21 protein-coding genes are annotated in these 26,222 nt (G+C 65.0%); 7 read left to right on the forward strand and 14 right to left on the reverse strand.

What is annotated here, in order from left to right; translation table 11 throughout:
- Positions 1 to 33: 33 nt before the first annotated feature.
- From eboE to ACX80V_RS14715, 5 genes are read right to left on the reverse strand one after another with little or no spacing between them, the layout of a single operon-like run.
- The gene (eboE, locus tag ACX80V_RS14695; protein ID WP_485843760.1) at positions 34 to 1,158 is read right to left on the reverse strand and encodes a metabolite traffic protein EboE; all 1,125 of its coding nucleotides are present in this window, start codon (positions 1,156 to 1,158) and stop codon (positions 34 to 36) included.
- Positions 1,158 to 2,036, reverse strand: a complete 879-nt coding sequence (locus ACX80V_RS14700; protein ID WP_485843761.1) for a TatD family hydrolase — start codon at positions 2,034 to 2,036, stop codon at positions 1,158 to 1,160. Before ACX80V_RS14700 ends, eboE begins: the two co-directional genes overlap by 1 nt.
- 12 nt (positions 2,037 to 2,048) lie before the next feature.
- Positions 2,049 to 3,557 (reverse strand): EboA domain-containing protein, encoded by a 1,509-nt coding sequence (locus ACX80V_RS14705; protein WP_485843762.1) that lies wholly within the window; start codon positions 3,555 to 3,557, stop codon positions 2,049 to 2,051.
- Complete coding sequence (locus tag ACX80V_RS14710) at positions 3,554 to 4,435, reverse strand: SCO3242 family prenyltransferase (RefSeq protein ID WP_485843763.1); 882 nt, start codon at positions 4,433 to 4,435, stop codon at positions 3,554 to 3,556. The genes ACX80V_RS14705 and ACX80V_RS14710 overlap by 4 nt, the downstream gene beginning before the upstream one ends.
- Positions 4,432 to 5,640 carry an inositol-3-phosphate synthase gene (locus ACX80V_RS14715; protein ID WP_485843764.1) on the reverse strand — a complete coding sequence of 403 codons (1,209 nt, stop codon included), beginning with the start codon at positions 5,638 to 5,640 and terminating at the stop codon, positions 4,432 to 4,434. The genes ACX80V_RS14710 and ACX80V_RS14715 overlap by 4 nt, the downstream gene beginning before the upstream one ends.
- A 623-nt stretch (positions 5,641 to 6,263) precedes the next feature.
- Here ACX80V_RS14715 and ACX80V_RS14720 point away from each other — a divergent pair.
- Positions 6,264 to 7,472: an ROK family transcriptional regulator gene (locus ACX80V_RS14720; protein WP_058930136.1), complete on the forward strand. Its 1,209-nt coding sequence runs from the start codon at positions 6,264 to 6,266 to the stop codon at positions 7,470 to 7,472.
- 545 nt (positions 7,473 to 8,017) lie between these two features.
- Positions 8,018 to 8,872, forward strand: coding sequence for a sugar phosphate isomerase/epimerase family protein (locus ACX80V_RS14725; RefSeq protein ID WP_485843765.1), 855 nt, complete (start codon positions 8,018 to 8,020; stop codon positions 8,870 to 8,872).
- 134 nt (positions 8,873 to 9,006) lie between these two features.
- Here the strand turns inward: ACX80V_RS14725 and ACX80V_RS14730 are convergent, their stop codons facing one another.
- A complete protein-coding gene (locus ACX80V_RS14730; RefSeq protein ID WP_485843766.1) occupies positions 9,007 to 9,969 on the reverse strand; it encodes a D-2-hydroxyacid dehydrogenase family protein in 963 nt (320 codons plus the stop codon).
- 168 nt (positions 9,970 to 10,137) lie between these two features.
- Between ACX80V_RS14730 and ACX80V_RS14735 the strand changes: the two genes are divergently transcribed.
- Complete coding sequence (locus ACX80V_RS14735; RefSeq protein WP_485843767.1) at positions 10,138 to 11,334, forward strand: MFS transporter; 1,197 nt, start codon at positions 10,138 to 10,140, stop codon at positions 11,332 to 11,334.
- A gap of 259 nt (positions 11,335 to 11,593) precedes the next feature.
- Here the strand turns inward: ACX80V_RS14735 and aceB are convergent, their stop codons facing one another.
- Both aceB and aceA read right to left on the reverse strand, forming a co-directional pair.
- Positions 11,594 to 13,246 (reverse strand): malate synthase A, encoded by a 1,653-nt coding sequence (gene aceB, locus ACX80V_RS14740; protein WP_485843768.1) that lies wholly within the window; start codon positions 13,244 to 13,246, stop codon positions 11,594 to 11,596.
- A gap of 92 nt (positions 13,247 to 13,338) precedes the next feature.
- Positions 13,339 to 14,655, reverse strand: a complete 1,317-nt coding sequence (aceA, locus tag ACX80V_RS14745; RefSeq protein WP_485843769.1) for an isocitrate lyase — start codon at positions 14,653 to 14,655, stop codon at positions 13,339 to 13,341.
- 152 nt (positions 14,656 to 14,807) lie between these two features.
- On the opposite strand from aceA, the gene ACX80V_RS14750 reads away from it, so the two are divergent.
- On the forward strand, positions 14,808 to 16,322 hold the full coding sequence (locus ACX80V_RS14750) for a helix-turn-helix domain-containing protein (protein ID WP_485843770.1): 1,515 nt from the start codon (positions 14,808 to 14,810) through the stop codon (positions 16,320 to 16,322).
- A 23-nt stretch (positions 16,323 to 16,345) separates the two neighbouring features.
- On the opposite strand, the gene ACX80V_RS14755 is transcribed toward ACX80V_RS14750, so the two are convergent.
- The 4 genes from ACX80V_RS14755 to ACX80V_RS14770 all read right to left on the reverse strand — a co-directional run bounded on the left by ACX80V_RS14755 (position 16,346) and on the right by ACX80V_RS14770 (position 20,982).
- The gene (locus ACX80V_RS14755; RefSeq protein WP_485843771.1) at positions 16,346 to 17,605 is read right to left on the reverse strand and encodes a hypothetical protein; all 1,260 of its coding nucleotides are present in this window, start codon (positions 17,603 to 17,605) and stop codon (positions 16,346 to 16,348) included.
- Between the two features lie 200 nt (positions 17,606 to 17,805).
- Positions 17,806 to 18,831, reverse strand: a complete 1,026-nt coding sequence (locus tag ACX80V_RS14760; protein WP_485843833.1) for a TAXI family TRAP transporter solute-binding subunit — start codon at positions 18,829 to 18,831, stop codon at positions 17,806 to 17,808.
- 1 nt (position 18,832) lies between these two features.
- Positions 18,833 to 20,317 carry a sensor histidine kinase gene (locus tag ACX80V_RS14765; RefSeq protein WP_485843772.1) on the reverse strand — a complete coding sequence of 495 codons (1,485 nt, stop codon included), beginning with the start codon at positions 20,315 to 20,317 and terminating at the stop codon, positions 18,833 to 18,835.
- Positions 20,314 to 20,982, reverse strand: coding sequence for a response regulator transcription factor (locus ACX80V_RS14770; RefSeq protein WP_485843773.1), 669 nt, complete (start codon positions 20,980 to 20,982; stop codon positions 20,314 to 20,316). The genes ACX80V_RS14765 and ACX80V_RS14770 overlap by 4 nt, the downstream gene beginning before the upstream one ends.
- A 258-nt stretch (positions 20,983 to 21,240) precedes the next feature.
- Here ACX80V_RS14770 and ACX80V_RS14775 point away from each other — a divergent pair, with 258 nt between their 5' ends.
- Both ACX80V_RS14775 and ACX80V_RS14780 read left to right on the forward strand, forming a co-directional pair.
- Positions 21,241 to 22,635, forward strand: coding sequence for an MFS transporter (locus ACX80V_RS14775; protein WP_485843774.1), 1,395 nt, complete (start codon positions 21,241 to 21,243; stop codon positions 22,633 to 22,635).
- Between the two features lie 234 nt (positions 22,636 to 22,869).
- The gene (locus ACX80V_RS14780; protein ID WP_485843775.1) at positions 22,870 to 24,168 is read left to right on the forward strand and encodes a serpin family protein; all 1,299 of its coding nucleotides are present in this window, start codon (positions 22,870 to 22,872) and stop codon (positions 24,166 to 24,168) included.
- Between the two features lie 26 nt (positions 24,169 to 24,194).
- Here ACX80V_RS14780 and ACX80V_RS14785 read toward each other — a convergent pair whose 3' ends face one another.
- Entirely contained in the window at positions 24,195 to 24,512 is a 318-nt protein-coding gene (locus ACX80V_RS14785; RefSeq protein WP_485843776.1) for a putative antibiotic biosynthesis monooxygenase, read from the reverse strand.
- A 98-nt stretch (positions 24,513 to 24,610) separates the two neighbouring features.
- On the opposite strand from ACX80V_RS14785, the gene ACX80V_RS14790 reads away from it, so the two are divergent.
- A complete protein-coding gene (locus tag ACX80V_RS14790; RefSeq protein WP_485843777.1) occupies positions 24,611 to 25,234 on the forward strand; it encodes a TetR/AcrR family transcriptional regulator in 624 nt (207 codons plus the stop codon).
- Here the strand turns inward: ACX80V_RS14790 and ACX80V_RS14795 are convergent.
- The gene (locus tag ACX80V_RS14795; protein WP_485843778.1) at positions 25,231 to 26,115 is read right to left on the reverse strand and encodes a hydroxymethylpyrimidine/phosphomethylpyrimidine kinase; all 885 of its coding nucleotides are present in this window, start codon (positions 26,113 to 26,115) and stop codon (positions 25,231 to 25,233) included. The two genes, ACX80V_RS14790 and ACX80V_RS14795, sit on opposite strands and share 4 nt — an antisense overlap.
- Between the last annotated feature and the right edge of the window lie 107 nt (positions 26,116 to 26,222).

Below are 26,222 nucleotides of genomic sequence, written 5' to 3' on the forward strand. Positions count from 1 at the left end.
TCGGGTTGTGAGTGACGTGCGGAATACGCGTTCTCAGGGCGTGGGTGCGGCAGCGAACAGGTTCGACTGCGCCCACGCGATCTCTGCTGCAATCCCCTCGGTGATGCCCACCGACGCGCCAGGCAACACGCTCCAGGTATAGGTCTCGATGTCAAGGTGGACCTCAGGCGCATAGGGCAACTGACCGACCTCGGCGACGGTCCGCCGCAGCACGTCCACGGTGGTCTCCAAAGGGGCTGAGGGCACATGATGAAGTGGGATGTGGAAGTGAACCCGCCACGCGCTTTCCCCCGGCAGCTCGGCGAGGGCTTCGGCGAGATCGTCGGCAGCAACAACCCCGCCCGGCTGCGCCTCCCTTACCTGGTGGAGATATCGCGGTTCAACGAACGCCGCCAGGGCCGCCCGGGCTGCCGGGTCGGTCGGATCCGTTACGTGCAGGGCTGCTGACGCCTGTACCTTTACTATCCGCAGGCCTGCTGCATCAATTTCGTTGACTGCGCCGGCCGGGTCCGCAAATGAAACGGCCAGGTGGCAGGTGTCCACGCACAGGCCGACGAATTCGGGATCGACGCCGCGTTCGATTCGTGTTCCCAGCCAGCCGACGACGTCGGTGACCGTATCGAGAACGCAGCCAGGCTCGGGTTCGACGGCGATACGGACGGTCTTGCCTGTACGCTCCCTGAGGTCACGCAGGCGGGAGCTCAGTTCGGCAAACGCGGTGGTGGCGGCGTCGTCGTGATTCTTTGTCCATGGCTCGCGCCAGGCAAGGGGCAGCGTGGAGATTGAGCCGGCTGTGTCCTCGGGCAGAAGTGCTGCCAGCACCTCCGCACAGTTCAGCGTGTACTCCAACCGCTCGCGCTCGGCCCACGTCGGCTTGTAGACGTCGAGCTTAACGACTTCATTGTGGAAGCCGCCGTAGGGGAAGGCATTGATGGTGTGCAGCTGCAGCCCTTCAGCGTCGAGGACGTCGCGGAGGGCGGCGCGGTCCTCCTCACTGTGAGCCAGTTGACGGGCCAGCCCGGCGGGCAGCCACAGTCCCACGCCGAGGATCGCCAGGCCCACGGTGCGGCGGATCGGACCGGCGTACTCGCGGAGCTGCCGGATCACGCCGTCGAGATCTTCAGCCGGGTGGACGTTGGTGCAGTATGAAAGAAGCATCAGACCCGGGCCCCCCGCAGGACTGAGTTACCTTCGAAACCCGCTGCTGCGTCCGGCAGTTCAGCCGCGTCGAAGCCGGGGATCGGATCAAGAATCAGCTGGCCACTCTGGCCGTAAAACTCGACAGGATTGCGCCAGAGCACCTTGTCGACGTCGTCGGCCGTGAAGCCCGCCGCGAGCATTGCGTTGGCCGTGCTGACGGTTTTCAGGGGATCCGACCGGCCCCAGTCAGCCGCGGAGTTGACCAGCACCCTTTCAGTTCCGTACCTGCCGAGGATCGCGACCATGCGCCGCTCATCCATTTTGGTGTCCGGGTAGATCGAGAACCCCATCCATGCTCCGGCGTCCTTCACCATCTCCACGTTTGTCTCATTAAGGTGATCAACAACCACCATGCCGGGTGTAACGCCTGACTCGCGGACGACATCCAGCGTCCTCTGTGTGCCGGCAAGCTTCTCCCTGTGCGGGGTGTGCACCATCACCGGCAGTGAATACTCAAGTGCGAGCTGCAACTGGCGGCTGAATGCTTCGTCCTCGGCGGGCGTCATCGAGTCGTAGCCAATCTCGCCGATGGCCACGACGCCCTCCTTCACCAGGTAGCGGGGGATCTCATCCAGGACGGGAACGCACCGGGGATCGTTCGCCTCCTTGGGGTTGAGGGCGATCGTGGCGTGATGCCGGATGCCGAATTGGGCGGCGCGGAACCGCTCCCAGCCCAGCAGGGAGTCGAAGTAGTCGATGAAGGAGCCGACGTTGGTGCGGGGCTGGCCCATCCAGAACGCGGGTTCCACGAGGGCGCGCACTCCGTTGGCGTAAAGGGCCTCGTAATCATTGGTGGTCCGGCTTGTCATGTGAATGTGCGGATCGAAAATGCGCATAGCTGGCTTTCCTTAAGAAGAGGTGGAAAAGCTGGATGAGGACTGCAGGAGCAGATGGACGTCCTCCGGGATCGGACGCCCTGCGGCGGTGCGTTCCGCGGCGAAGTCGCGTGCCATCCGGGCGAGCTCGTCATCAGCCCGCTTCTGGAGATCAGTGACGGCGCTGAGGCTGATGCCCATGAACACCAGCTTCAGTACGGCATGACGCCAGCTGTGCTGGTCCAGGTAGGCCGCCGCGAACGGACCGGCAGCGGCCGCGACAATGCCGCTTTCGCTGGTCCGCAGGGCGTCCGCCGTCAGGCGCAGTCCCGCGGTGACGACGACGTCCGGCAGCTTGGGTAAGCCTGTGGCCAACGCTCCCAATCCCCTGAGCAAGCCCCGGCGTTCTGCCGAATCGCCGCCGTCGTAGAGAGCCAGCAAGGCTTCGGCCAGTTCATCGGGCGAAAGGAACTCCCCAAGCCGGCCCATCAACTGGCCCCGCGCATGGTCGCTTGTGGTGCCGAACAGAACACCGGTGGGATCGGCGTCCGGATGAAGAGGGCTGCGGCCCAGGCGGCGACCGGCCCTGGCGAAGATGTTGTTAAGGGTGCCAGGGTTGGCGGCGATCGCCGTTGTGCTCTCCTGCAGCCAGCGTTCGGATTCCCTTATAGTTCCTGCTTCGTGCCAGCCGGCGCGGAGGGCATCCATGCTGCGCACCGCCAGTCCCGGAGCGTCATGGGAGTGTCGCGGCAGCTCGACGGCGGCAACACCGTGGTAGCCCAGTTCGGCCAGGGTCGCGAGTGCGAGCGGGAGATCGACGGTGCCTTCGCCAAACGGCAGGTGCTCGTGGGCATGCGGGCGCATGTCGTCCAGTTGGACGTTGGCCAGCAGCGGACCGGCTTCCAGGAGGGCCCCCCGCACACCGGCCGGCTCGACCACTACACAGTGGCCGATATCCACGGTCACCCGCAGATTGTCCGGATCGCCCAGTTCTGCCCGAAGGCGCAGCACGTCGGAAACCGTCTCGACCAGCATTCCCGGTTCAGGTTCGACGGCGAGAAGCACGCCCTTGCCGCGAGCATACTCAACGATGTCGGCGACCCGGGCGATGAGCCGCTGCCATCCCGTTTCCGGGGTGGTGTCTTCTGGAAGTACGCCCGAGAAGAAGGAGACGCATTCTGCCTCCAAAGCCGCGGCGATGTCGACAGCCCGGCGCAGGAAGGCGAGCCGGACTGCGGCATCTTCATCCACCAGGGCGGGCCGGTGCTTGCGTCGCGGGTCCAGCAGGAAGCGGGTTCCAGTTTCAATGACTACGCGGAGCCCCAGCTCGTCGAGCCGGCTTCGCAGTGACTGCAGTTGCGCGTCCAGGTCATCAGCAAACGGGTCCAGGTGCGGGTGGCCCAACGTCAGTGCTACAGCGTCGTAGCCCTGCTCAGCGAGGAGTTCGAGCGCTATGGGAAGGGGGTGGTCGGCGAAACCGTTGGTCCCGTATCCCAGGCTGAAGGGCATCGTGGATTCTGATGCGAATGTGGTTCCTGTCATGACTCGCTGATCCTCAAGCTCCGGGGACGGGAACGCAGGATCTTGCCTAGCAGATCCACCGACGCAAGCACTCCGGCGGCGGCCACGTTTCCGTGGCGAAGCGTGAGTGCTGCCTGCAGGGGAATCATCGCCCGGATGCCTGCCTTGGTGGCTTCAAGTGCGCTTTTCGCCACCGGGTTGCGGGCAGCCCGCACCTGGGCCGGAGCGCATCGGGCAGCATACGCAGCACTGGCGGCAAACACAGCAAGGACCTGGTTGCGGGGCCCGGCAGAGCCGGCTACCACGGCAGCGGCAAGCAGGCCGGTGCCGGCGGCGACTCCCGAAGCGGTCGCCGTCGTCGTTCCCTCCACTTCACCGCGCGATAGGAGGGTGACAGCCACCGTGTGTCCGCCCATGATGCCCGCAGCGGGAAGCGCGGCCCGAAGGTGCCCGGAGCCGGCGCCCATGAGAACGTCGAGGGCGCGGCAGGAACCCATGGCGAGGGCACCTGATACCGCGTGGTTCTTGGCCAGCAGGTCGTAGGTCCAGATTGCGGTGGCGAGCGGAAGTCCAACTGCGAACGCCCGCCTGCCACCACCTGCGGCGCTGAGGCCTAGCCCCGCCAGCGTGAGGACCGTTGCGGCAGTGAGGGCGTTGCGGGCACTGATTCTCCCGGAGGGAATGGGCCGTTCCGGCCGTTCGCGTGCATCGGTCCCGCGGTCGGCGTAGTCATTCAGTGCCATGCCGCCTGCGTAGAGGCAGGCGCTGGCGAGGGGGAGAATGATCCGGCGGCCGCTGAGTGCGTGCCCTGCGGCGGACCCACCCGCGAGCGTATCGCCGAGGACGGTAAGGACGGCCGGCGCACGGACCAATTCGAGGTAGTCGTTAACGCGGTTCACTGCTGATCGAGGCTCCCGGTGCCGGTACCCAGCGTAGCGCTCGCCTTCTTGGCCCACTCCACGAGGTTGTGTGTCTGGTTGGCGAACGAGTGCTCATCGCTGCCCCACGGATCCTTGAAGAAGAATCCAAGTGCTCCGACGTGGCCTTCTTCGCCGGCAACGTGGGCCAGCGCCATCAGGCGCGAGATGTCAAGCACCATGGGTGCAGCCAGCATGGAGTCGTAAGCGCTCCAAGTGGTCTGCAGCGTCAGGCGGGAACCGAGGAAACCCTCAACGTTGACGTGGTCCCAGGCGACCTTCATCTCGCCGAGATCCTGAACGTTGTCAATGTGAAGCGGAGTAACAGCACCTCCGGTCAGCTCCTGAAGGCCGCGATTCTTGGACTGCAGTTTCCCCGAAACGGCTTGAGGATCAGCGAGCGTCGCGCCGTCACCGCCGCCGAGCAGGTTGGTTCCGGCCCATGACAGGACACGGAGCCCACGGGCGGCAAAGGCCGGTGCCAGAACGGACCGCAGCCAGGTTTGGCCCGTCTTACCGTCCTGGCCAGCCGTTGGAATGTGATGCCGGGCTGCCAGTTCACGCAGCGCGGGCACGTTAAAGGCGGTGGAGGGTGTGAAACACACGTACGGGGAACCAGCCAGGGCGGCGGCGTAGGCGCTGACGGAACTGGGCGGCAGTACCGACCGTGCCGGGTCCTCCAGCGCAGTCAGCAGCAGGTGCGCGTCAGTGAACTCAGGGATCGGTTGAACTGGGGCTTCGGTCGAGGCGACGTCAAGAACAATGACGCGTTCCAGGCGGTTGGAGTGCTGGAAATCTAAGATGTCCTTCGCGAGCCTGCGCGCCACCTCGGCCTGTGACTCTGATTTCTGCGCGGGATTGTAGCCGGGCCGTACGCGCTGGTCGGCTTCCACGAGTTGGGGTCGGACCGATTCGAGCAGGTGAAGCGGCAGCATCCCCGATTCAACGAGTGCCTCGGCACGCTTGGCCATGCAAACGTCGCTGATGTCATGGCCGCCCACCACAAAGTCTGCGAAGTTGGGAAGCGCGACCCCGCCGAAGTGTTCCTGCTCAGTAACGCACCCGGTGGCGTCGGCAAGGCCGGCGGAGATGGCGGCCAGGCCCACCGTGGCTGTGGTTGCCACTGACCCTCGCGCGCCGATGAGCCAGATGCCCGTCTTGCCATAGGCATGTGGGCTCGCGGTCACGCCCGGAGTCCCTTCAGCTGATGTACCCAATGTGATGTCCTTTCAGAGTGCGGTGGTGCAAGCCCTCAACGGGCGTAGCCCGTCGGAGAGCTCAGCGTCAGTAGGAGTAGCAGGTGAGGATGGTGAAGCTGTGCGCAAGCAGCTGCGGAGTTGGCGTTAGTGGAGGCAGGGGCCGCGGCAGCCCGTCCGGTCGTTGCTCCGGTTGGTGCAATGGCCAGAGATGCAGCTGCTGCCATCTTGCGCAGTGCCCGCCGCTGCGAGCGCGAACCACAGCGATGGATGTCCCTCATCAAAGCTTCCTCCTTGAAGTGATGCCTGCATCTGGCCGAGCCGGTCGTTCGTGCCCCTTCGTGGATGTGTGAGCGGGAGACGTCGATCACAAAGAACGTAACACGACTAATGGCGACAAACAACGAATGTCTAGTGTAGGTCGATATATTGACGCTCCTAACATTCGTATTTAGATCGAAGATGAGCGTAGTTACGCGTATTAAGTGCCCTCCCCGCCCCCTCATAGCTCCTCCCTGTCGGTAGTCCGGTTCCCCAGGATCAGAGTTCGTCCTTAAGCAGAGAGGTTCAATTTCAGCCATTTGTTTTGTCGAAAGGTGTGCTGTAATTAGTCGATGAGTGACATAAGTAGCTTTAATGGCCTAGGTACGTCCGGTGCGAGCGAGCTGTTCCAGATCCTGCGGGACGGACGACCGCGTACCCGCACTGAGCTGGCGGAGCAAATGGGGCTGGCGCGTTCCACCATCACGCTGCGTATCGAGGCGCTCATGGAACTCGGGCTGGTCGGCTTCGTGGACGATGCCGTCTCGACCGGGGGCCGCCCCTCCTCGCGCATCGCGTTGAAAGCCGGCAGTAAAGTTGTCCTTGGTGTGGACATCGGAGCATCCCACCTGCGTGTGGCCGTAACGGATCTCACCGGTCACCGCTTGCGCGAGACTGCACGCACCATCGAAGTATCCCAGGGTCCTGACGTGGTTCTCGAGGCCGTCGTTGAACTGGGCAGCGAACTGCTCCACGACTCCGGACGGGCGATCAGGGACCTCCTGGCCATCGGCATTGGCCTGCCCGGTCCTGTGGAGCACAGGACGGGCAGGCCCATCAATCCTCCGATCATGCCTGGCTGGAATGGCTTCGACGTTCCGGGCCACTTGCAGGCCCACTTCCACGTTCCGGTCCTCGTCGACAACGATGTGAATATCATGGCGCTGGGGGAACGCAATGTTGCATGGCCGAACGTAGACAATCTCATCTTCGTCAAAGTGGCCACCGGTATTGGCGCCGGCATTGTCTCCAGCGGCATGCTGCAGCGGGGTGCGGACGGGGTCGCCGGGGATATTGGGCATATCAGGGTGCACGACGGCACGGGTGTTCCCTGCCACTGCGGGAATAAGGATTGCCTCGAAGCTGTCGCATCGGGGCCAGCCGTCGCGTCGAAGTTGCGTGCGCTCGGCATGGAGGCCAGCACCAGCGAAGACGTGGTGCGGCTGGTCGGCGCTGGCAGTACGGAAGCCGTGCATGCGGTGCGTCAGGCGGGCAGGGACGTAGGCGAGGTTCTCTCGGCCTGTGTCAGTCTGATCAACCCGTCGGTCATCATTATTGGCGGCTCCATGGCCCTGACGGGTGAGCATTTCATTGCGGGCATCCGCGAGGTGGTCTACTCACGCACAATTCCCTTGGCGACCCAACACCTGCAGATCGTCCAGTCAAGTTCGGGGCTCGACGCGGGTGTGCTGGGCGCCAGCATGCTGGCCATTCACCATGCCATGTCACCTCAGCGAATCGATGCCATGGTTTTGGGCTTGTCCGGAGCCGCGGCCGGGTAGGTCGACGAAGTTATCCCAAGATCCGACGACTTTTGCTTGACAGACAACAAAACCCCGGATTAGTGTCAATGCCAAAGCCCGGTCGCGGCGACTCTACTTCGAGTTCGAGGCGCCGATGACCGGCCAGACTGAAAGCCAACAACACTTTCTGGCTGGGTTTCAGGCGTGACTAAAAGCGCGTGAAATCAGGGAACTCACCTCGGCGACAGCGGTCATCACATCGCTAGCTATGAGTTCCTGTCCCCATCGCGTCTGATCCTTACGACGGCAACGGTGGAGCGCGAAGCGTACGGCGAGGACGCTGTGGGTGAAGCAACCAACCGTGGGCGGCGCTGCCGCTTGGCCGTGGTCAGTCCCTGCCGCGAGCCCCGTAATCAACCTGCTGCGTTGCAGCTTCGCATGCTTCCCCTCACCAAGGCCGGTGAAGGAACGCATTCACTGCCAGGAAAGGCAAACATATGTGCTTCGGATTTAATGCCCCAGGCGCCCTTCGTCGTTCATTGGAAGAGAAGGGCGTCGATCGGCGCGGCTTCCTGAGGGGAGCAGTGGCAGCAGGCGTGGGTGTGGGCCTCGCCGGTATCGGCGGGGCCGCTGCAGTGGCCGCTCCGGCCGCCCAGGCTGCGGGCCGGCCGGTTCCCCCCGGACTCATCAGCATCCAGCTGTACACGCTCCGTTCGATCATGCGCGGCGACGGTGTGGATGCCACGCTTGCGAGCCTCGCCAACTACGGCTTCACCAAGGTTGAGCTCGCCGGTCTTTACGGCCGCACCGCCGAGGCGATGCGCTCCACCCTTGATTCACTGGGCATCAAACCCTCTTCGAGCCATGACGGAATCAGCGCCACTCCGGCCGCGCTGGAGACCAAGATCGCCAACGCGGTGACTCTCGGCCAGACCCACATCAATGTTCCTTACCTGGTTTCGAGCTCCAAAAGTGACTGGGAGCGCTGGGCTGACCAGATGAACGCGGAGGCCGCAGTCGCCCGCGAAGCCGGCCTGAAGTACGGCTATCACAACCACGCGCACGAGTTCACCACCGACCTCGGCGGCGGCCTGACACCCTGGGAAGTATTCACCGGCCGCCTCGATCCGAAACTGGTCCACCTCGAGGTAGACCTCTACTGGGCGGTGGCCGGAGGCATTGGCGTGGGTGCGGCGGATCCCGTCGGGTTCGCTATCGACACCATCCTCCAGGCTCCGCAGAAGGTTCTGCAGTACCACGTGAAGGACCGGGCCGTGGCGGGGGATTTTGCTGACCTCGGAACCGGAACAATCGACTTCGCACCCATCTTCCGGGCACACACCCCGAATGAATACATCGTCGAGAACGACCAGCCGGACGTCACGCCGCTGCAGACGGCCGAGGTGGGCTACAACTACCTGCGGACGCTCCGCTTCTAGCAGGCCCCGCTCATATTCGAAGCGAAAGCCGGGCCTGCCAGCAATCGGGGAGGCCCGGCTTTCACCATCCACGCGTGTTGTCGTGCGGCAATCGAGTCCACCATCCAGGCGGCCGGCTAGCCGCCAGGCCGCGATCACTCTGCCGTGATCACGCGGACCGGCGTTCCCTCCAGCCAGGCCTTGACGTCCTCGAACGCGCCACCGTAGAACTGCCGGTAGCTCTCGGCCGTCACGTAGCCGAGGTGCGGGGACAGCACAGTGTTGGGGGCGCTGAGCAGCGGGTGCCCCGCGGGAAGTGGTTCCTGGTCAAAAACGTCCAGGGCCGCGCCCCGGATCCAGCCCTCGTTCAAGGCCCGCACCAGGGCATCCTGGTTCACCAGCGGACCCCGCGAGGTGTTCACCAGGATGCCTTCCGGCCCCAGGAGCCGAAGTTCCTGCTCACCCACGATGTCCTCGGAACGGGGAGACAGCCGCAGGTGGAGGGACACGACGTCGGAATTCTCGAAAAGGTCCTCCTTGCTGACCTTCTGAACGCCTGCCTCGGCGGCGGCCTCATCGGTGAGATTCTGGCTCCAGGCGAGCACTTCCATGCCGAAAGCCTGCCCGTACGCCGCGATCCGCCGCCCGATCTTGCCCAGGCCCACGACGCCCAGGGTCTTGCCGGAAAGCTCCATCCCCACTGAGGTCTGCCACGTGCCGGCACGCAGCGAGTTCTCCTCGGCCGGAAGGTTGCGGGCGATCGCGAGCAGCAACGCCCAGGTCAGCTCGGGCGCGGCCGTGGGGGACCCGGGCGTGCCGCACACGGTAACGCCGAGTTCCGTTGCTGCGGCCACGTCGATGGCGGCATTGGCCATGCCGGTGGTCACCAGCAGCTTCAGCCCAGGGAGACGTTCCAGCACGGTGCGGGGGAATGGGGTCCGCTCACGCATCGCTATGACGATCTGGTAGTTGGCGAGGGCTGCTGCCAGGGCGTCCTCGGACTGGAAGGGCTCGCGGAAGACGGACGCTGTAACGCCGGCTTGTTCCAGGGCGGCCCAGTCGGCGAAACCGTGCGCCACGTCCTGGTAGTCGTCGAGGATGGCAAGCCGTTGTTGCATGTCTGTTCCTTCGTCCGAGGTGAGCGGCTTTGTACCCGCACGTTGGGGCCCGCCGGTGTGAGCTTCATCGTATGCCAGGGCGCCATGACGTTGCCTGTGGCGTCCGGGGCAATACGCCGTGATAGCAATGGACGTGATGAAATCCTATTTAGTCACCGCCGAATCCTCATGAGCGGACAGTTCCTGGCCAAAGTTCCCAAGGGCTGGATCCTCCTGGCCTGTATCGGACTGCTGGCGCTGAACCTGCGCGGGCCCTTCGTTGCCGTTGCCCCGGTGGTTGACCTGATGCAGGCCGACCTCGGATTTACCCCCGTGATGTTGGGCCTGCTGACGAGCATCCCGGTGCTGTGCTTCGCGCTCGCCGCGTCGCTGGCGTCACTGACCACGAGGAAACTCGGCGCGGAGTTCGCCGTTTCGCTGACTATCCTTGGCGTCCTGGCTGGCGTGATTGTGCGCTCGGCGGGCGGCCCGGGACCGGTGGTGGTGGGCACGGTGGTGATCGGCCTGGCCATCACGGTGGGCAATATCGCAGTGCCGTTGATTATCCGCCGCGACTTCTCCCCGATGCGCCAAGGGACCGCCATGGGTGTGTACACGGCGGCTCTGAACATCGGATCATTCCTGACATCGATGGTCACAGCGCCGCTGGCCGAGCTGGCCGGTTGGCGGGTGGCGCTGGCCGCCGTGGGCATCCTGGCCGTCATTGCCATCGTTTTCTGGACCCTCGCGGTGGGCGCGCCCACCGCGTTTGTGCCCTCCCGCACCGTGGTGGCGGGCGGGCAGGAGCACCCGGCCGTCAAGGGTTCCGGCTGGATTACCGCCGGGCTCACCGCAGGCTTCGCCGGGCAGGCGTTTTCCTACTACGCGGTGACGGCATGGCTGCCGAGCTACCTCAACGACGAACTTGGCATGTCCGCCGCAGCCGCCGGGGCAGGCTCATCGCTGTTCCAGATCTTCGCCATCGTTGGCGGCTTGGGGGTGCCGTTCGCGGCCAAATATTTCAGTACGACGACGACGGCAGTCACCGTGGGCGTGCTCTGGACGGCTGTGCCGGGCGGGCTGCTGCTGGCGCCGGAGCTGTGGTGGCTGTGGTCCACGTTCGGCGGCATCGCGCAGGGCGGCGGGATCACGCTGATCTTCATCGCCATCATCAAGCTGGCCCGGGACCAGGTGTCCGCGGGCCGGATGTCCGCCACGGTCCAGGGGCTCGGTTACTGCTTCGGGGCGGTGGCCCCGCCGCTGGTGGGCTTCGTGCACGACGCCTCGGGTTCCTGGACCCCGGCGCTGCTGGTGATCCTGGGGTCGGTGCTGATGTTCTTCGCCTGCACAACCCTGGCCGTGCGGCTGGTGCCGAAAGGACGCTGACGCGTCCCGCCGTCGTACGTTCCCTTCCTCTCCCACAGCACGCCGCCCACCACAACAGCGCGAACGGACACTTAAGCCCCCACGACCGCGCGAACGGACACTTGAGGCCCAAAATCCGAAGATTCCAGGGCCTCAAGTGTCCGTTCGCGCTGTGTGAAGGTGTTCCGTCGCCGGGCCGGCGCCCCGGATCTCGGGGGTGCCTGTTGCGAAGGGCGTGCCTGCCCGGCGGACGGAAATCTATTCAGTGGCCTGCTGCAGCCTAGGCCGCGGCGAGCTCCTCTTTGGTTGCCTTTTCGCGGGCTTCGGTGAGGTAGCGGGCGTAGGCGGGGAGGGTCAGGAAGGACGGGAAGTCCTGGCTGAGGGTGACTTCCTCGAAGATGTCGCGCGAGTCTTCGAAGCGGTCGCCGTCGAAGCGTTCCAGGCGTGCGAACTCTTCGTCGAGCAGTTCCTCGATCCACTGGTGGGTGATGATTTCGCCGCGGTCGGTGATGGCGCTGGCGAACATCCACTGCCAGATCTGGGAGCGGGAGATTTCCGCGGTGGCGGCGTCCTCCATGAGGTTGTGGATGGCAACGGCGCCGTTCCCCCGGAGCCAGGACTCGATGTAGCGGATGCCTACCTCGATGTTGTTCCGGATGCCCTGCTCGGTGATGGTGCCTTCGGTGGCGGCCACGTTGATGAGTGCGCGGTCGTCGGGGATGACGTCCTCGCGGGTGCGGTCCAGCTGGTTGGGACGCTCGCCGAGGGTGGCGTCGAACACTTCGCGGCAGACCGGCACGAGGTCCGGGTGGGCCACCCAGGAGCCGTCGAAGCCGTCGTTGGCCTCGCGGGTCTTGTCGGCACGGACCTTCTCGAACGCATTGGTGTTGGCAGCCTCGTCCTTGCGGTTGGGGACGGCGGCGGCCATTCCGCCGATGGCCATGGCGCCGCGCTTGTGGCAGGCACGGACCAGCTGTTCGGTGTAGGCGCGCATGAACGGCTGCGTCATGGTCACCTGGGCGCGGTCCGGCAGGACGAACCGGGGGCCGCGGGTACGGAAGTTCTTGATCAGGGAGAAGATGTAGTCCCAGCGGCCGGCGTTCAGGCCCGACGCGTGATCACGCAGTTCGTAGAGGATCTCCTCCATTTCGAACGCCGCGGTGATGGTCTCGATCAGCACGGTGGCGCGGATGGTGCCCTGCGGGATACCCAGCAGGTCCTGGGCGAGGATAAAGATGTCATTCCACAGCCGTGCCTCGAGGTGGTTCTCGATCTTGGGCAGGTAGAAGTACGGGCCCTTGCCCTGGGCCAGGAGGCGGCCGGCGTTGTGGAAGAAGAACAGGCCGAAGTCCACGATGCCGCCGGCCACGGGAGCGCCGTCGATGATCATGTGCTTCTCGGGCAGGTGCCAGCCCCGGGGGCGGACCACGATGGTGGGTAGCTCGCCGGCCGGGCGGAGCTTGTATTCCTTGCCCTCGGGGGACGTGAAATCGATCCGGCGTTCCAGCGCGTCGGTGAGGTTCAGCTGGCCCTTGATGACGTTCCGCCACGTGGGGGTGGAGGAGTCCTCCATGTCAGCGAGCCACACCTTCGCGCCGGAGTTCAGCGCGTTGATGGTCATTTTCTTGTCCACCGGTCCGGTGATCTCCACCCTGCGGTCCTCCAGGCCCGGGGCCGGGGGAGCGACGCGCCACGACGGGTCGTTGCGGATGTCCTCGGTTTCGCGGAGGAACCTGGGGTCCTGGCCGCCGGCGATGTCCGCCCGGCGGGTCCGGCGTGCCTGCAGCAGTTCCTGCCGGCGCTCAGCCGTGGCCCGGTGCAGCTTGGCGACAAACTCCAGTGCATCCGGAGTAAGAACCTCGTCCTGCCGGCAAATGGGCTGCGCGGTCAAAGTGATCCCGTTGATGGTGAAGCTGTCAGTGAAGGTGTTCATTTCAGTCTCCTGGTGCAGGGCCCAACTGGGTAGCAGTAAGTGTCGTTTTGAGCCTCCAAAACGACACTTAGTGCTACTTACGTGGGGAAAATTTAGTGGAACTGGCCTTCTTCGGTGGATCCCACCAGTGCCAGGGTCGATGCGTTCGGGTTGAGCGCAGTTGCAATGTCGTCGAAGTAGCCGGTGCCGACTTCGCGCTGGTGCTTGGTCGCGGTGTAGCCGCGGGACTCGGAGGCGAATTCCTTCTCCTGCAGCTCGACGTAGGCGCTCATGCCTTCACGGGCGTAACCGTGGGCGAGATCGAACATCGAGTAGTTCAGGGCGTGGAAGCCGGCCAGGGTGATGAACTGGAACGTGAAGCCCATGGCGCCGAGTTCACGCTGGAACTTGGCGATGGTGGCGTCGTCCAGGTGCTTGCGCCAGTTGAACGACGGCGAGCAGTTGTAGGAGAGCATCTGGTCCGGGAAGTCGGCCTTGACGGCCTCGGCGAACTTGCGGGCCAGCTCCAGGTCCGGGGTGCCCGTCTCCATCCAGATGAGGTCGGAGTACGGCGCGTAGGCCTTGGCGCGGGCGATGCAGGGTTCGATGCCGTTGCGGACCTTGTAGAAGCCTTCCGGGGTGCGTTCGCCGGTGACGAATTCCTGGTCGCGGGGATCGACGTCGGAGGTGATCAGGGTGGCTGCCTCGGCGTCGGTGCGGGCGATGACCACCGAGGGGGTGCCGGCGACGTCGGCGGCCAGGCGTGCGGCGTTCAGCGTGCGGACGTGCTGCTGGGTGGGGATGAGGACCTTGCCGCCGAGGTGGCCGCACTTCTTCTCCGAGGCGAGCTGGTCTTCCCAGTGCACACCTGACGCGCCGGCCTGGATCATGGATTTCATGAGCTCGTAGGCGTTCAGCGGGCCGCCGAAGCCGGCCTCGGCGTCGGCAACGATCGGCACCATCCAGTCCTCAACCGTCTGGATCCCTTCGGAGAATTCGATCTGGTCCGCACGCAGGAGGGCGTTGTTGATGCGGCGGACCACCGTGGGAACCGAGTTGGCCGGGTAGAGCGACTGGTCCGGGTAGGTGTGGCCGGAGTTGTTGGCGTCCGCGGCGACCTGCCAGCCCGAGAGGTAGATGGCGCGAAGGCCGGCCTTGACCTGCTGCACGGCCTGGTTGCCGGTCAGGGCGCCCAGGGCGTTGGTGTACCCACCGGTCTTGTGCTCTTCGGTGAGCTGCTTCCAGAGCTTCTCGGATCCGCGGCGGGCCAGCGTGTGCTCTTCGGAGACACGGCCGCGGAGCTTGACGACGTCCGAGGCCTTGTAGTCACGGGTCACACCTTCCCAGCGGGGATTGGCGGCCCACTCAAGCTCCAGGGCGGCGGCCTGCTGTTCGGGCGTCTGCTGGGTGGGCTCAAATGCTGCAGTCATCGTTGTCTCCTTGATTGAGCTCCGGGTGGTTATCCGCCGGCCGGAGCTGCTTCGTTGCAGTTCCGGCCAGCTTCCCGGTGCGGTGTTTCTTTCCGTGATTACTACTTTTCAGCACTTCACAACACTTCTCTAGGGGAAAACCATGGAAAGAAATGCACTTCTTCGCGTATGCTCAAGAAATGACGCCTGGAAGCTGGAACCGTGAAGTCGCCCTACCGCCGTCGTCCGCCGCCTCCCCGGAACTGGACGTCATCAGCCTTGGCCGCCGCGTGCGGCATCTGCGCAAGCAGGCCGGGTACACACTCGATGACCTGGGCGCCGCCGTCGGGACCGCCCCCAGCCAGTTGAGCCTGATCGAAAACGGCAAGCGGGAGCCCAAACTTTCCCTGCTGCAGGGGCTGGCCGCGGCCCTGAACGTGAGCATCGACCAGTTGCTCGGCTCCGAGCCGCCGAGCCGCCGTGCGGCCCTGGAAATTGAGCTGGAACGCTACCAGCGCGGGCCGCTGTACGAGTCCCTTAATCTGCCCAAAATCCGCATCAGCTCGCGGCTTCCGGTCGATGTGCTGGAGGCGCAGGTGGGGCTGCTGCACGAGCTCGAACGCAAGCTTAACGAGCAGGTGGCGACGCCGGAGGAAGCCCGCCGCGCGAACGGTGAGCTGCGTGCCATGATGCGTGAGCGCGGCAACTACTTCCCGGAGTATGAGGCCGAGGCCCAAAAGGTCCTGGGACTGGTGGGTTACACGGCCGGGCCGCTGAGCCAGCACGTCATCGCCGACATCGCCGAGAAGCTCGGATTCACCCTCCATCACGTGAGCGACCTGCCGCATTCCACCCGTTCAGTGACGGATTTGAAGAATCACAGAATTTACCTGACGCAGAGCCAGCGGCAGGACCACGATCCCCGATCGGTGCTGTTGCAGGCGCTGGGGCACTATGTCCTGGGGCACGAGACGCCGAAAAACTACGGCGACTTCCTCGGCCAGCGGGTGGCCACCAACTACTTCGCGGCCGCGCTCCTGCTGCCCGAGCAGGCCACCGTGGATTTCCTGCAGAAGGCCAAGGCTGCCAAGGAAATCGCGGTTGAGGACATCCGTGACGCCTTTGCCGTCTCCTACGAGACCGCCGCGCACCGCTTCACCAACCTGGCCACGAAGCACCTGGGCATCACCACCCACTTCCAGAAGACCCACAAGAGCGGCATCATCTACAAGGCCTACGAGAACGACGGCGTGACCTTCCCGATGGACCACACCGGCGCCATTGAGGGCCAGCCGTCGTGCAAGGCCTGGACCTCGCGGGCGGTGTTTGATGTGCCGGACAAGTTCAGCGCGTACAGCCAGTACACGGATACTCCGTCCGGCACGTATTGGTGCACGGCCCGGACGGAGCGATCGGCCAGCGGCGAGTTCTCCCTGAGCATCGGGGTGCCGTACCAGCACGTGAAATGGTTCCGCGGCCGGGAAACAACGGCCCGCGAAAAGTCCACGTGCCCCGACCCGAACTGCTGCAAGCGGCCCCCGGCAGCACTGGCCTCCGAGTGGGCCGGAAACGCCTGGCCGGCGGCTCGCGCCAACACGCACCTGCTGGCCGCGATGCCGCCCGGCGCGTTCCCCGGCGTGGACGAGACCGAGGTCTACTCGTTCCTGGCGGCGCACTCGGGGAGCTGACCCCAGGGCGCGCTCTCACTCGATCAGTCCAGGAATGGCAACGCGAGGCCGTTCTTCGTCCGCCACAGCCTGGCTTCCTTGATTGCCTTCTTGGCGTCTCGCCGGTGCAATTTTTCGACAGCGGAGGACCACTGTCTTTGGAGCAAGGCCCAGCGTGTGTGCGCTTCATGGTGAAATACCTGCCTGAGATTCAGGGTGAGGCGGCGTGCCGGATTCCAAGATTGTTGGGCCAGTGACTGCCTGCTTAGAATGCCGAGCACACAAGCGTGTTGAACACCGGCTACCAGCAGTGCTGCGCCCAAGGCAGGAACGTAAGGAGTCCCCAGCGCGATAGCAGTGCCGACCGCAAACAAATAGGGAACGGCTATGGCTAGCCATTTATACGTATTCGATTCTGCCGGGCGATCTTGGTTCTCTGCCTTCAAGGAAAGCACGGCAAACCCGACGGAAGCGGCCAGTCCCGTAAAACCCAGCACGGAGAGATAGATTCCCAATAGAAGGGCGAAGCCGGCGTATTTGGGATCGGCCCAGAACTCATAACCAGGATTCACCATCATCGTTAGAAAAATAGCAACGATTGTGGCAAGTGCGATGATCGTAAACCAATTTGCCGCGATGCGCAGTGGGAGGAGGCGGCTTCCTGCTGGTGAATGAAGCAGGTATCCCCACCTTTGCCCCCAAGCCTGTTCAAGACGTCCGGCCCGATGAATGACCTCGTTCATGTGCAGCTGCCTTTGAATGCCTTGAAGCCCAAAAACCGTCCGCGTGGGTCCAGCGAGAAGCAGTAACAGCCAGAGGATGACGCAGGCTCCTGCGGTTGCAGCTGCGTGCAGATTCCAGCCTGGAGCGCCCATATGGAGAATCGTCCAGGTCATGGCACGGTATGGCGCTGTTGCGGCAATCAACGTCAGGACAAATTGAACCAAGCTTCTGAAATCCAGGCGCGTCGAAAGCTGGACGGCGGCTTCCATTCCCAGTTCCTGTGGGGAGTGACGATCAAAACGATTTAATGCAAGAATCACTCCTGCTATGGCCACGAACTGAGCCATGCCGGAAGGGTCCAACGCGAGGAAGGAGAATGCGTCGACGAATACTGTCGTGAGCGCGGGGAAGCTTTGCGCGGTCAGTATCCACCTTGGGCCGGCCAGCAACAACAGAAGCATGGAGAACAGCGTCAGGCCGCCGATGAATATGACTCCCACGTCGAAGGCAATACTCTTGCGCTCGCGTCGTCCCGCGTCGTGCAGATCATTTATTGAGGGCAGCGTCCTGGATACATTCATGATTCAAGGCTAGGGAGCACCTCTGACATTGAGCTGGCCGTCACGCAGAGCACGCTTTTGGCTGGCTGCGGGGCGGGTCTGGCATGGAAAACCCCGGAAATCCACGGAAGTCGCGCATGTGCCGTGGACCAGGCGTGCCAAAAGCCTGCTGTCCGTGACGCGGCAGGGGCCACGGGGACGCCAGCGCAGCCGGACCACCCTTACCCGTGCAGCTCCCGGTACGCAGCAGCGGCGCCGGGGTGCAGAGGCAAACCGGCGGTGTTGATCAAGGATTCGGGGCTCAGGAACTGGACCCCCAGGCTGGAACGCGGAATCAGTTCCTCGGCGTGCCCCACCAACAGTTCGACGGTCCGCTTAACCGTTCGGTCATCAAGATCGCTCCGGCACAGCAGCAGGTTCGCGACGCCCACGGTCCACACGGACGGAATGCCCGCGTAGGCGCCCGCCGGGATCAGCACCCGGTCGTAGAAGACGCCGTATTTCGCCCGCAGTGCCGGCAGCAGCGGCGACAGATCCAGGAAACCCAGCCCAACGTCGTCGTTCGCGGCGGCAATGGCCGCGGTCGGCACGCCGCCTGACCAGAACAACGCGTCCACCGTTCCGTCCCGCAGTGCCGCGAGGCCCTCGTTGAGGCCGAGGCTCAGCACCGTGACGCCGCCAGCGGTGCCCGCAGTGCTGCTCAGTCCGGCAGCCTCGAGCAGCCGCGGAGTGGTCAGCGAAGTCCCCGAGCCGGGCTCGCCGACAGCCACGGTCCGGCCGGCAAGCCCGCTAATGTCCCGGATTTCGCTGTTGTGCCGGATGACGCAGTGGACGTAGTTTTCATAGACCTTTCCGACGGCGGAGAGTCCGACGGCGGGCGGCTCACCCGCCGCTGTGCTTTGGGCAGCCGAATCCGCGAGCGCGACGGCGAATGTGGCTTTGCCGGTCAGCAGATGTTCGAGGTTGTCCAGGCTGCCGCCGGTTGTCAGGGCCGTGGCTTGGCCGGCCACGCCGTGACGTTGGAGGGACGCCGCCAGCAGCTCGGCGAACTCCAGGTAGAAGCCTCCGGGCTCGCCGCCAGCCACGGTGACGGTGCCTGGGCGGTCTGAGGGCGTGCACGCACCCAGGGCCGGCAGCAGCAGCCCGGAGAACCCGGCAGCCAGGCCCGCCTTGAGGATGGTCCGCCGCGGGGGAAGCGGGGGATGCGGGGGCAGGGCCCGCGCTCCGGTCAGGCGCCCCCCGGTCAGGTCACCCACGCGGAGCCGCCTGCTCCGGCCCGGCCTGCTCCGGCCCGGCCTGCTCCGGCCCGGCAAAAAGCCCTGGCACATCCGCGGCGCGAGGAAACTCGATGCGCGCGATCAGGCCATGCGGCGAGGCCTCTGCAAGCACGAGCTGGCCACCGTTGGCGGCTGCCAGCTTGTCCACGATGGTCATGCCCAGCCCGGTGCCGGGGATCTTCCGGTGCGCAGGGGACCGCCAGAAACGGCTGGTGGCCGCTGTCCGTTCGTCCGCGGAAAGCCCGGGGCCGTCGTCGGACACTTCGATGGCCACCATGCCTTGGCGCGCGCAGGCAGCAACCGAGATCTGGGCGCCGGGAGCGTACTTGATGGCGTTGTTCAGAAGTTCGCCGACCATCTGGGCCAGTTCCGCGGCATTGCAAGCGATGTGCACGGCGGGTGCCGGCGGATCTCCCAGCCGGATCGATGCTCCGCTGCGCTGGGCGGCAGGGCCCGCCCGTTCGGCTTCTTCCTGCAGGATCGGGTAGGGATCAACGGGAGCTTGAACGTCACGCGACGGAGTTCCAATCGGGCCCCGGGCCGAGTCCTCAGTGGCCCTGTGCTCGGCGGCCGCCAGCCGCAGCACCCCGTCCAGGATCTCCTCCACACGTTCGAGCTCGGCCAGCACCCCTGCCGCAGCGTCGTGTTCCCGGGCGGTCTTCAGTTCCAGCTGCAGCAAATCGATCCTGAGCCGCAGCGCCCCCACCGGATTGCGCAGCTCGTGCGACGTGTCAGCTATCAGTTGACGCTGCGAATCGAGGCTGTGGCTAACGGTCTGCGCCATGGTGGTGAATGAACGGCTCAGTTCCCGAAGTTCTGGCGGCCCGGCCTCGGGAAGCTGACCGGTCCGGCCTGTTGCCTCAAGCTCCGTGACGGCGGCGTTCAGCCGATGTACGGGGCGCAGCACCCACTCGGTCACGCGGGCCGCACCAAGCAGGAGCACCGCGGCCAGGACCGCCGCCGCCAATGCCACGATGAGCCACCGTTCCCGCAGTTTCTGCCGGGCCGGGTCCAGGTTGACCTCGAGGACGGCTTCGCCCAGGACTTGGCTCGCGCTGCCGAAGGAGCGGGAGATCACCTCGGACGAGGGCCCGAACGGCTGCAGCGGGGTGAGCGTGGTGTCGTTGAGGTTCAAGCTCGCCCTGCCCACCGCGTCCCGGACGTCCGCCCGGTCCTCGCTCAGGCCGCCGGAACGCAGCGTGCCCTGTTGGAGGCGGATCAGGACTCCCTCCCCGTAGAGTTCGGAATACCGGTCCATCTCCGTCTGCAACTGTGTGGTTTCGCTGGCGGAAGCTGCGTCGAACGCCACCTGTGCCAGGCGGTTGAGCGACGCGGCACGGTTGATCTGGAGTTCCTGGGTTAGTTCGCGGCTGGCCGAGGTCAGGATGGCGTTGGACGTGATGATGACGATAAGTACCGCCAGGACACTCAGGATGCCCAGGACGCGCAGTTTCACGCCGGGTCCGCCTCCACCCGGTAGCCGACGCCGCGGACGTTGATGATGAAGCCCGGCAACTGGAGCTTCGCCCGCAGCCCCGTCAGGTGCACGTCAAGGGCCCGGGAGGAGGTTACGAAGGCGTCGCCCCACAGCGCGTCCAGGATCTGTTCACGGGTGACCACAGAACCGGCGTGGCTGGCCAACAGTGCCAGCAGGTCAAATTCGGTGGCCGTCAGCGGCAGCACCTCGGAGCGGAGGGCCGCCACGCGCCGCTCCAGGTCGATCTCAAGATCACCCAGCACCACACTCTGCTGCGGCGTGCCGCGATAGCGGCCGGCACGCCGCGTGACGGCTTCGATGCGGGCAAGAAGTTCCACGAGCTTCACTGGCTTGACGAGGTAGTCGTCCGCTCCGGACCGCAGGCCGAGCACCACGCTGCGTTCGTCGTCGCGCGCGGTGAGAATCAGGATGGGCACCGGCGTGACCTGGCGCAGTTTCCGCAGCACCTCCAGGCCGTCCATATCGGGAAGGCCGAGGTCCAGCAGGATCACTTCGAACTTCCGGTGGACCAGCAGGGCGTCTGCTCCGCGGGCAACCCGGGTGGGGTTGTGCCCCGCGGTCGCGACGGCGGCGGCGAGGGCGGACGCCATGGCGTCGTCGTCCTCGACGATGAGCAACTCCATTGCCTGGTTCCCTTATTCGCTGAGCGGGCAACGCAATCTGCCCGCTTTGGAGATTACCCCGTCTCCCGGCGAAACCTAAGGAAGTGTTAGGAAATGCCCTCCCACGTTGGATGTGCCTTGGATCACGCATAACTTGGATGAGGCCCTCGGCGTTTGAGGGGGACGTCAACGTCGAGGAGGAACCATGGGCAACGTAGCCATGGACAGCACGAAACAACGCCATGAATTTCTGGCGCCCAAGCCAAGGAAGGTTCAGCGATGAGCACCCAGCAGGCCGAAGTCCAGAGCGAAGCAGCACAGACCCGCCGGGCCGTGAGCAACATCCTCAAAGGTTCAGCGGGCAACCTCGTGGAGTGGTACGACCTCTACGTCTACACCGTCTTCGCCGCCTACTTCCAGTCCCACTTCTTCAACTCCACGGACGACCTCCAGGCCGGCCTGGAGGCGATGGCTGTCTTCTCGACGTCGTTCCTTATGCGCCCCATCGGCGCCTGGTTCTTCGGCCGCTATGCCGACCGCAAGGGTCGCAAGGCGGCCCTGACGCTCAGCGTGACGATCATGTCCGCCGGCTCCTTCGCGATCGCGCTCCTGCCCACCACGCAGCAGGTCGGCGTCTGGGCGTTGGTGATGCTGATTGTCATCCGCCTGATCCAGGGCTTCTCCGTGGGCGGGGAATACGGCACCAGTGCCACGTACATGTCCGAGGCCGCCACGTCCAAGCGCCGCGGCTTCTTCTCCAGCTTCCAGTACGTGACCCTGATCGGCGGCCAGATGCTGGCCCTGCTGGTTCTGGTCATCCTGCAGAACGTTATGCCCAAGGGCGATCTGACCGAGTGGGGCTGGCGCATCCCGTTCGCCATCGGCGGCGTGGCTGCGCTGGTGGTCCTGTGGCTGCGGCGTTCCATGGAGGAAACCGTCTCCGCTGAGCAGGTCGAGGCCGCCAAGAGGCCCGTCGCGGCCGGCGAAGCCCAGCCGGGCACCATGAAGCTGCTGTTCACCCAGTACTGGAAGCCCCTGCTGATCTGCATCGGCGTCACTCTCGGCGGCACCGTGGCGTTCTACACCTACACCAACTTCATCCTGAAGTTCATGAACGATACGTCCGGCATCGCCAAGACCGACACCTCGGTGATCAACTTCTGGGCGCTCTTCATCTTCATGATCCTCCAGCCCGTCTACGGCATCATCTCGGACAAGGTGGGCCGCAAGCCGCTGCTCCTATGGTTCGGCATCACCGGCGTCCTCTTCACCTGGCCGCTGCTCTCCACCCTGTCCAACACCAAGGACCCATTCACCGCGTTCCTGCTCATGATGGGCGGCCTGCTGATTGTTGGCGGCTACACTTCCATCAACGCCCTGGTGAAGGCTGAGCTGTTCCCCGCCTCCATCCGCGCCCTCGGCGTCGGCCTTGGTTACGCGATCGCCAACTCGCTCTTCGGCGGCACGGTCCCGCTGCTTGGTGCGGCCTTCCAGAAGGCCGAGCGCGTGGACCTGTTCTTCACCTACGTCACCGTGGCCATTGCCATCTCGCTGGTGGTCTACATCTTCGCCCTGAAGAACAAGAAGGCCACCCACCTGGACCGCGAACAGGGCGATGCCTGGAACCGCCCGGCCAAGGACGACGACAAGGACAAGGACCTCATCAACGTCTAGCGCTGGGGCAGGCTCCGGAGAGCGGACGACGGCGGGTGGCCACCCGCCGTCGTACGCCCACCACCCGCGCCGCCCCGCACCCTGGACCCGGGTTTTCTTGCGTTAAGTGAGAGAGCGTTTGGATGAGACCAAAATGAGTGCAAAGCGTGACCGTTCAGGCATCGTCTCGCGCCGCCGTCGCTGGTTCACTGGGAGCAGGCGGATTCCCGCCTTTGTGTGCCGGGGGAGGCGACAGTGGTGTTTCGTTTTCAGCGGGCGGTGGCCTTGGGTGCGGTGCTGGGACTGGCAGCATGTGCGGCCCCGGCCCCCGCGCCTCCGGAATTGGTCAAGGCCGACGGCGTCGAGCGGGTTTCGGTGGACCGCGCGGCTTATTCCGCTGAACTGCGCTCCTTCCGGTCATCCGCTTTCGGGCTCGGCGAGGCCCTGCTGGCGGACGGCGGCGACGGCGCCAACGGGAACGTCGTGTCCTCGCCCGGGAGCCTGCTGATTGCCCTCGCGATGCTTCGCTCTGGCGCGTCGGGCGAGACCGCGGCGGAGATGGACAGCGTCCTGGGACTCCCCGCAGAGAATCGCGACGAGGCCATGAACGCGGTCCTCAGTTCGCTGGAGAAGTTCGACGGCGACCCAGGCGCAGTGGATGAGGACAACCCGCCGCGGAAACCGGTCATGCACGCCGCCAACGGGTTGTTCGTGGACAAGGGTGTGCCCACCGGCGAGTCCTTCCTGGACACTCTTGCCCGGCACTACGGAACCGGCGTGTATCCCGTGGACTTTAGCGATGAGGGTGCAACGAAGCCCGCCATCGATGCCTGGGTCAACAGGAACACGGGTGGCCGGATCAAGGAAGCCCCGGCAGAGTACGACCGCCGGAACACCTTCAGCCTCCTCAATTCCCTGTATTTTGCCTCCGCCTGGAGCGCGCCGTTTGACCCGAATGCTACCTCGGACCTGCCGTTCACCACAGCCGCCGGTGAGGAAATCGACGCGCCTGCCATGCATAACGAGCTCAAGATGAAGTACGCGGAAGGTGCCGGCTGGCAGGGTGTGGACCTGCCCTACGCCGACGGTTTTGTTATGCGGTTGGTTCTGCCGGGGGCCGGAACCGACGCCGGTTCGCGGCCAGCCTCCGCGGCCTTCGGCGCAGCCACGCTCACGGAAATCGCTGACGCCTTCGACACCGCCGCGCCGGAGACGGTGCAGATCCAGTTGCCACGCTGGGACCACAAGTGCAGTTTTGACCTGCGGAAGGTGTTTGAGTCACTGGGCCTCGAGAAGATGCTCGACACCACGGTGGACTTCAACAACATCCAGCCCAAGATGGCGATCACCCAGGCCGCGCAGGCCGCCAACATCACAGTGGCCGAAAAGGGCACGATTGCCGCCGCGGTGACCCAGATCAACGGAGCTGTCACCAGCGCTCCGCCGCAGCCCGAGCGGGTCATTAGCTTCGACCGGCCGTTCCACTACCAGATCGTGCATGTGGAAACGGGCCTGCCGCTGTTTATGGGGAAGGTCGCCGACCCGCGCTCGTGACCGTGGGTTCCCAGGACTGAGACTAACTATCTGGTCTTGCGGGAATTGCGGCGGCGCAGCAGGGCGCCGTACCCGGCAAAAAGGCGCGGGAGGACGAGGTAGACGGCAACCGGAACCACCACGAGCGTCAGGACCAGGGCACGGAGCACCAGGTGCCAGCCCTCGGTCAGGGGTGCCACCACCATCATGCCCACGGCCACCAACGGAAAGATGGCCAGCCACGTGATGACGGCGCGCACGTGGATGGACGGCGCGGGCGGCACCGGTCCGTGAGAAGTGACCGGAGCCTGAGTAGGGGCGGCTGGCGCGGGAGCAGTTGCTGTGGGTCTGAGGGTGCTATTCATGGCTAACTCCAACTAGTTAGTTGCTTTTGATGAAAGCGAGACTAGTACGGGCTCCTCAAAAGTGCAACTACCTAGTTGGAAACGGGTAGAATGGCGACATGGCCTGGAACACTGAGCGCACCAAAGCCCTGCTGCTGACTGCTGCCACCGAGGAGTTCAGCGACAAGGGCCTTGCCGGGGCCCGGGTGGACCGTATTGCGGCGGCGGCGGGCGTCAACAAGGAACGCATCTACCAGTACTTCGGCAAGAAGGACGAGCTGTTCGACGCCGTCCTGGCCGCTGAACTGGTGCGGGTGATGTCCGAGGTCCCCATCGAAGGTCATGGCGCGGCGTCCATCGGAGAGTACGCCGGCAGGCTTTTTGACCGTCACACAAAAGGCGGTGCCCTGGCCCGGCTGCTGTTCTGGGAAGGCCTGGAGCGCGGGAGAAACACCGTGGACCGGGCAACACGTGCTGACCACTGCGCTGCAAAAGTGGACCAGATCCAGAAGGTTCTGCCCGGAATCGACCGCACGGATGCCGCCGACCTGGTCCTCACCATCGTGACCCTGTGCGACGGCTGGACGGTGCTGCCCCAGATCGACGCACTTTTGGCGGGCTCTGCTCCGGACCGCGCGGACCGCCGTCGGGCCTTCATTGTGCGGACGGCGACTCTAGTAGCCGACGACTTGCTTGCAGAGGCCCGGCTGGAAAAGGCGCCGCTGGAAGACTCAAGAAGCTAGCGCGGGCCACCCTGCCAGAGGGCGTCGAACGGCGCGCCGGAGGCCACGCGGTTGCGGATGCCCGCGGTGACGAAGTCCTTGGCGGCCCGGGCAGCCTCCAGTGGCGTGGCGCCCTTGGCCAGCTCGGCCGTCACCGCCGCGGCGAGGGAGCAGCCGGCGCCGGACACGGCCACCTCGCCCACCTTGGGAGCGCTGAGGATTTCGAGGGTCTCGCCGTCGTAGTAAACGTCGACGGCGTCCGGGCCTGCCAGCCGCACGCCGCCCTTGGCCAGCACCGCGGCGCCGCTGAGCTCGTGGATGCGGACTGCTGCGGCTTTCAGGGATTCGACGTCGGTGATCGCCAGGCCGGACAGCGATTCGGCTTCGAAGTGGTTGGGTGTCACAAATGTGGCCAGCGGGAGGATCTGCGCCTTCAGGGCCTGGTCCGTGTCCAGTGCGTGGCCCGGCTCCTGGCCCTTGCAGATCAGCACCGGATCCAGCACTACATTGCGGAACCGGCCCGTTTCCAGCGCCGCGGCGACCGTGCTGATGGTGGCTGGGCTGCCCAGCATGCCGATTTTCACGGTGTCCAGGACCGGCCGGCCTGGAGCCGACGGCTCGCCCGTGGTGACGCCCGACGCCGGACCATAGGCCGCCGTCGTGGCTTCCAACTGGTCCGCAACGACCTGCTGGTCCACGGGCACAAAGCGGTGGTTCCAGTTGTCGCTGGGATCGAAGGAGACGATGCAGGTCAGGTTGGCGATGCCAAACACGCCGAGCTCCTGGAACGTCTTCAGATCCGCCTGGGCCCCGGCGCCACCCGTGGCTTCGGACCCCGCAATTGTCAGGACGACGGCGGGAGCGGACACGGGGGACTGGAGGGCAGCTGAAGCTAAAGTCATGGCACTATCCTGCCATCCGGCGTCGGGCCCTATTGTTCAGTGGGAGAATGTCGTGACAGTGCTAATACAGCCGGCGTCCCGCGCAACTTTCGTTGCGCGAACCGTAC

The organism is Pseudarthrobacter arbutini (assembly GCF_054510915.1).